At 76.4% G+C, this 7,048-nt stretch carries 4 protein-coding genes; all 4 read left to right on the plus strand.

Translation table 11 applies throughout. The features are described from left to right. On the plus strand, window positions 1-2,637 hold a 2,637-nt coding region (locus ABD323_RS38470; protein WP_344446755.1), incomplete at its 5' end, for an ATP-binding protein. A 151-nt stretch (window positions 2,638-2,788) separates the two neighbouring features. Further along, the gene (locus tag ABD323_RS38475; RefSeq protein ID WP_344446756.1) at window positions 2,789-3,181 is read left to right on the plus strand and encodes an RDD family protein; all 393 of its coding nucleotides are present in this window, start codon (window positions 2,789-2,791) and stop codon (window positions 3,179-3,181) included. Between the two features lie 839 nt (window positions 3,182-4,020). Then, complete coding sequence (lanKC, locus tag ABD323_RS38480; protein ID WP_344446757.1) at window positions 4,021-6,687, plus strand: class III lanthionine synthetase LanKC; 2,667 nt, start codon at window positions 4,021-4,023, stop codon at window positions 6,685-6,687. Window positions 6,688-6,773: 86 nt separating this feature from the next. Beyond that, window positions 6,774-6,896: a SapB/AmfS family lanthipeptide gene (locus ABD323_RS38485; protein ID WP_344446758.1), complete on the plus strand. Its 123-nt coding sequence runs from the start codon at window positions 6,774-6,776 to the stop codon at window positions 6,894-6,896. Window positions 6,897-7,048: the final 152 nt, after the last annotated feature.

Genomic DNA, 7,048 nt, shown 5'->3' on the forward strand with positions numbered 1-7,048 from the left:
CTGCTGGCCGCCTGCCGGGCCGGCACCGGCGAGGGCGGCGTGGTCGGCATCCACGCCGTGGACGGCATGCCGGGGGTGGGCAAGAGCGCGCTGGCGATCCACGCCGCCCACCGGCTGGCCGCCGACTTCCCCGACGGCCAGATCTTCCTCCCGCTGCACGCCCACACCCCCGGCACCCCGGCCGTCGACCCCGCCGACGCGCTGGCCGCCCTCCTGCTGACCGTCGGCGCGGCACCGCAGCAGATCCCGGCCGACCTGGACGCCCGGGCCGGCCTGTGGCGCAGCCGGCTGGCGGGGCGGCGGATGCTGCTGCTGCTCGACGACGCCCGCAGCAGCGAGCAGGTCCGCCCGCTGCTGCCGGGCACCCCCGGCAGCCTGGTGCTGGTCACCAGTCGGCGCCGGCTGCCGGCCCTGGGCGACGCCGTGCCGATCACCCTGAACGTGCTGCCGCCGGACGAGGCCGCCGCGCTGTTCACCGCCACCGCGGCCCGCTCCGACCTGCTGCGCGACCACCCCTCGGTGGTGGAGCTGGTCCGGCTCTGCGGCTACCTCCCGCTGGCCATCCACCTCACCGCGGCCCGGCTGCGCCACCGGCGGGCCTGGTCGGTGGCCGACCTGGTCCCGGACCTGGTGGCGGCGGCCGGCCGGCTGGCCGCGCTGCGCGCCGAGGACGTCTCGGTTGCCGCCGCCTTCGACCTCTCCTACCGGGACCTGACGCCCCCGCAGCGGTTGCTCTTCCGCCGGCTGGGCCTCTATCCCGGCGACACCTTCGACGCCTGCGTGGCCGCGGCGCTCGGCGGCACCGACCTGGTGACCGCCCGGCGGCTGCTGGAGGAGCTGGAGGACCACCACCTGGTCGACGAGCCGGTGCGCGGCCGCTACCGGATGCACGACCTGATCCGCGAGCACGCCCGCACGCTCGGCGCCGAGGACGGGCCCCAGGTGCGCGAGGCCTCGATCGGCCGGCTGCTCGACCACTACCTGGCCAGCGCGCTGGTCGCCGACCGGCACCTGGCCGGCCGTCGCCCGCCGGCGGGACCCGCGCCGGCCGCCGCCACGGCGGCCGACCTGCCCACCGAGGAGGCGGCCAACGCCTGGCTGCGCACCGAGCTGGGCAACCTGCACGCGGCCGTCGAGTACGCCGCCGGCCACGGCCACCCCGTGCACGCCGTACGGCTGCCGGCCGCCCTGCACGAGCTGCTGCGCAACCAGGGCCACTGGAACCTGGCCCGCGCCCTGCACCGCACCGCGCTGGAGACCGCGCTGCGCATCGCCGACCGGCACGGCCGGGCCGAGGCCCTCACCCACCTGGGCACCTTCCAGCGCCTGACCGGCGAGCACGAGGTCGGCGGCGAGCACCTGCGCCAGGCGCTGGCCCTGTTCGAGCAACTGGCCGAGCCCACCGGGCAGGCGGCGGTGCTGGTCCAGCTGGGCGCCATGGAGCGCACCTTCGGCGACAACGGGGCCTCCCGCGGGTACTTCGAGCGGGCCCTGGAGCTCTCCGACGCGGCGCTCGACCCGTACGGGCAGGCGGAGGCGCTGAGCCAGCTGGGCATCCTGGGCCGGATCACCGGGGAGTACCGGCAGGCCACCGGGCACGCGACCCGGGCGCTGGAGCTGTTCCGGGCGGTGGGCAACCGCACCGGGCAGAGCGCGGTGCTCAGCGAGCTGAGCCTGATCCAGCAGCTGACCGGCGACCTGTCCGCGGCCGAGGACAGCCTGCAGCAGGCGCTGGCGCTGTGCCGGGCCCGCGAGGACCGCCCCGGCGAGGCGTACGCGCTGGCGGGCCTGGGCTCGCTGCACCAGCTGACCGGCTGGTACGCGGCCGCCCAGGCGGCGCACCGCCAGGCGCTCACCCTCTACCAGGGCCTGGGCAACCGGATCGGGCACGCGAACGCGCTGATGGCCCTGGGCGCCGTGCAGCTGGTCACCGGCCAGTACACGGCCGCCGAGGCGGACCTGCGCCGGGCCCGCACCATGTACCACGAGCTGGACGAGGCCCGCGGGCGGATGAACACGCTGGCCTACCTGGGCGTGCTCCAGCAGGCCACCGGCCGCCACGCCGAGGCCGAGGGGAGCCTGCGCGACGCCCTGGAGCTCTACCGCGAGCAGGGCGACCGCCTCGGCGAGTCCCGGGTGCTCGCCCACCTGGGGGACGTCCTGCTCTCGCTCGGGCAGCCGGTGGCGGCCGAGGGGCAGCTGCGGCAGGCGCTGGCGCTCTGCCGCGAGCGCGGGGACACCGTGGGTGAGGCGGAGACCCGCAACGTGCTGGGGCGGCTGCGGCTGCGCGAGGCGCGGGCGGCGGCGGCCGCCGCGGCCACCGCGGCCGGCGCGCCGACCGGGGCCGACCGGGCGGCGGCCGAGTTCGCGACCGCGCTGCAGGGCGCCCGGGCGGCCGGACTGCCGCTGGAGGAGGCGCGGGCGCTGGCCGGGCTGGGCGACTGCGCGCTGCTGGCCGGCCGCACCGCGCACGGCGTCGACCTGCTGGGCCAGGCGCTGAAGCTCGCCGACCATCTGGGGGTCCCAGAGGCCGGGGGGCTGGGCACGGCGCTGGCCGCCGTCCCCGTCGCCTCCGCCCCGCTCGCCCCGGTCGCGGCGGCGGGGGCCCGCGGCACCTCCCGCGGCACCCTCTGCTGAGCCCTGGCGAACCCTGGGCGGCGTTCCGGCCCCCGCACCCGCCGCGCCCGCGCACCCCGCGCGCCTCGCTCGGCGCAGCCGGGCTTGCGGGGGGCCTGGTTCCGGTGAGGCTGGAGGGGTGGACCGTCCCCGAACAGCCGAGGAGAGCGCGTTGAACTACGCCCACTGGTCGGTACGGGTGGTGTCCCTGCTCATCGACGTGCTGGCCTGCGCGGCGCCGAACATCATCGCCGGCGTCGTCGACCCGGACAACGTGGGCCTCCAGGTGGGCATGCTCTTCGTCTCGCTGGCGCTCTTCGGCTACGACCGCTGGTACCAGGCCGGCCGCACCGGCCAGAGCTGGGGCCGGCAGCTGATGGGCCTGCGGCTGGTGCGGCTGGACGACGGGCGGCCGGTGGGCGTGCTGCGGGCCTTCCTGCGCGACCTGGCCCACCTGCTGGACACGCTGCCCTGCCTGCTCGGCTGGTTCTGGCCGCTCTGGGACGCCCGGCGGCAGACCTTCGCCGACAAGCTGGCCACCACCGCCGTCCCCGCCGTCGCCTGATCCGGCCGGCGCCGGCGCCGGCCGGTGGACCTGACCGGCGGGCCTGACCGGTGGCATGTCCGCGCCCGGGAAATTGCCTGCTCAGGAGGCTTTTCACGGCGCCCCGGCGGGTCTAGCATTCCCGTCACAGCAGCCCCATCCGCCCCCGCTGTGGCTGCTGAGCAGGCCGGCCGTGCCAACGGTCGGCACCTCCCTGGCCGGGACCCTCGGTACCCCCCACCCGGGTCCCGGCCCCACCCTCGCGCGGCCGGATCCCCGCCGCGGCGGGTCCGAATCATTCCATCGGCACCACTGCCCCGCGCCACCCCAGCCGTCCGGTCGGTCCCACGGATGCGCCCGATGGGGAGCCGGAGAGAATCGGCCATGCACGCGACAGACGCGGGCGAGCCGAACCGGCCACCCACGTCAGGGGGCGCACCACCCCCCGTGCGCCGCCGCTCCGGGCGGGCCGCGCGGCGCCCTCCCGGACCGGCGGCAGGCCGGCCACCTCGCGCTTTGCCGCTCCGCCCACTGGCGCGCGCGGTGACACAAGGGAATCGTCCGGATACACAGCGCAGTGTCGATGCACCCCGGGTGCGCGGCACGACGACCCCCCATGCGCCACCGGCATATTCGGCCAAAGGCCTCCGCACCCCTGTCGATCGCCGACCCGGCCGGTCCATGCTCGGAACGGGCCGCAGCGAGCCACCACCAGCCGGCCCGACCCCGGGCATGACGAGACAGGGCACCAGCCCGTCCGGCTGCCACCTGGGCGTCCTCCTTCTTCGATCACCTGCACTTCCGCTTCGGCCTGCCGTCGGCGCCGAGCCGGGCCGACTGCCGACCTCTGGGGGGTTCGAGTGGACACGCGGTACGAGGCGCACTCCTTCGCCGACCCGCTCTTCTACGACTCACCGCTGCGCTGGGGCGCCCACGAGGAGTTCCCGGCCGTGGCCGAACCACCGCCGCCCGGCTGGATCCGCCGGGACCGCGACAGCTGGGCCGGCTGCTACCCGCAGGACGTCGAACTGCCGGCGCAGGGGTGGAAGGTGCACGTCTCGGCGGGCCTGGAGAACGCCGAGCGGGTGCTGGCCACGGTGCGGGCGTACTGCCTGCGCGACGGGCTGCCGTTCAAGTTCCTGCGCGGCCTGCCGATGCTGCACCTGCAGAACGCCAAGTACGCCCCGCGCGCCGCCAGCGGCAAGTTCTGCACCCTCTACCCGCTCGACGACGACCAGTTGGAGCGATGTCTGCTCGACCTGGGCGAGGAGCTGGGCGGCGAGAGCGGCCCGTACGTGCTGAGCGACCTGCGCTGGCGCCAGGGCCCGCTCTACCTGCGCTACGGCGCGTTCGTGGAGCGCAGGATGCCCGCGGCGGACGGCGGCGCGCAGCTCGCCTTCGCCGATCCGCACGGCACCCTGGTGCCGGACGTCCGCGCGCCGGTCTTCGAACTGCCGCCCTGGGCACCGGTCCCGGCGTTCCTGCGGACCGCGGTGGACGAGCGCCGCGCGGCCCGCTCCGGCAGCCTGCCCTACCGGGTCGTGCGGGCCCTGCACTTCTCCAACGCCGGGGGCATCTACCTGGCCGAGGACCCCGACACCGGACGGCAGTTGGTCCTCAAGGAGGCCCGCCCGCACGCCGGTCTCGACCAGCGCGGCACCGACGCGGTCACCCGGCTGGGCCACGAACGGGAGATGCTGCGCCTGTTGGCGGACGTCCCGCAGGTGCCGGAGCTGGTCGACACCGTGACGGCCTGGGAACACCACTTCCTGGTGCAGGAGTTCGTCGAGGGCGAGACCCTGAACGCCTGGCTGGCCCGCGAGTACCCGCTGGTGCACCCCGACCCGACCGACACCGAGGTCGCCGACTACACCGAGCGGGCGCTGGAACTGCTGGAGCGCATCGAGCAGGGGCTGGCCGCGATCCACGCCCGCGGCGTGGTCTTCGGCGACCTGCACCCGCAGAACCTGATGGTCGGCGCGGACCGCAAGGTCACCTTCCTCGACTTCGAACTCGCCAGCCGCACCGATGAGTTCGTGCGCCCGGCGCTGGGTGCGGCGGGCTTCGCGACCCCCGGCCTGAGCGGCACGGAGGTGGACCTGCGCGCCCTGGCGGCGCTGCGGCTCTGGTTCTTCCTGCCGCTGCAGCAGTTGCTCGCCCTCGACCCGGGCAAGGCCGAGGACCTGGTCGAGGCGGCGGTGCGCCGCTTCCGCCTGCCGGCCGGCTTCGCCGCCGAGCTGCGCCGCCCGCCGGCCGGGCCGCAGGCCACCAGCGCCGCTGCCCGGCCGCCCTCCAGCAGCGCCGAGCGACGCCGCCTCGGCGCGCTGCTGGACACCCCGCACCCGCACTGGCCGGAGCTGCGCGACGCGCTCACCGCCGGCATCACCGCCACCGCCACCCCGCAGCGCGAGGACCGGCTCTTCCCCGGCGACATCGCCCAGTTCGGCGTGGACGCGCTCTCGCTCTCCTACGGCGCGGCCGGCGTGCTGTACGCCCTGCACAGCACCGGGGCACCGGTGGCCGCCGAGCACGTGCAGTGGCTGGTCGACGCCGAGGCGCGCCGCAGCCCGCGCCCCGGCCTGTACACCGGCAGCCACGGCGTGGCCTACGTCCTGGACCTGCTCGGACGCCCCGAGGAGGCCCACCGGCTGCTCGACCGGCTGACCGGGCTGCCGCTGGAGGAGCAGAGCAGCGAGCTGGCCGGCGGCCTGGCCGGCACCGCGCTGACCCTGTTGCACTTCGCCCACCGCACGGGGGACGGCGGGCTGTTGGCGCAGGCCGTGGCGGCCGGCCGGCTGTTGGCCGAGCGGCAGGACAAGGACGCGGGCCGGCCCGACCCGGCCCACGACGCCCCGACCGGGCCGACCGGGCTGCTGCGCGGCGCGAGCGGGACGGCGCTGGCCTTCCTGCGGCTCCACGAGCGCACCGGCCACCGGGAGTTCCTGGACCGCGCCGGCACCGCGCTGGACCAGGACCTGGCGCGCTGCCTGACCGGCAGCGACGGAACCCTCCAAGTGCCGGACGGCAAAAGGCTCCTGCCCTATCTGGAGCTGGGCAGCACCGGGATCGGCCTGGTCCTGCGCGACTACCTCGAACACCGGCCCACCGCCCCGGCGGCCGCTCACGAGGAAGCCCTGCAACGCGCGGCCGGCGCCGAGTTCGTCATCCTGCCGAACCTCTTCAGCGGGCGGGCCGGGCTGATCCTCTACCTGGACCGGCTGCTGCGCACCGCGCCCACTCCCGCGGGTGCGCCCGGCGCCCCGGTGCTGCCGGCCGAACGGCGGGCCGCGGTGGCGGCGCTGATCGAGCGCCACCGCCGGCTGCTGACCTGGCACCTGGTCCCCTACCAGGGTCACCCCGCCTTCCCCGGTGAGCAGTTGCTGCGACTGTCGACGGACCTGGCGACCGGCTCGGCCGGTGTGCTGCTGGCGCTGGGCGCCGCGCTCGCCGGGACCGACGGCCTGCCGCTGCTCGGACCCACCACCGGCGCCGGCCCGGCCACCGCCGGCCCCGCCGCCCGTCCCTGACGGGCACCCCCGGGCACCCCGGTGCCCCCACCGACCCCCGGCGACCGCCGGGTGCACCACCCGACCACCCAGCAGAGGAGCACACCATGGACATCCTGGAGCTGCAGGCCCTGGAGACCCCGATCGAGGAGGCGCGTCCGGACGACCCCAGCACGCTGAGCGTCGTCAACTGCGGCAACAGCACCGTCAGCACCCTGCTCTGTCTCTGATCCGCACCGCTCGTGAGCGGCTGATCAGCACAGACGGTAGCCGCGCCGGCCGGCGCGGCTGAACGAACCGGCGGGTCCCGCCCGTCGGTACCACCCGGCGGGTCCCGCCCGCCGGTCGACGGCCCAGGAGCGCACCACCGGCTCCTGGGCCC

This window comes from Kitasatospora nipponensis, assembly GCF_039528135.1.
Taxonomy (GTDB): domain Bacteria; phylum Actinomycetota; class Actinomycetes; order Streptomycetales; family Streptomycetaceae; genus Kitasatospora; species Kitasatospora nipponensis.

What these genes read in the sequence shown, in the direction of transcription:
- ABD323_RS38485 (WP_344446758.1), top strand. Translation starts at nt 6,774, where the DNA reads ATGGACATCCTGGAGCTGCAGGCCCTGGAGACCCCGATCGAGGAGGCG.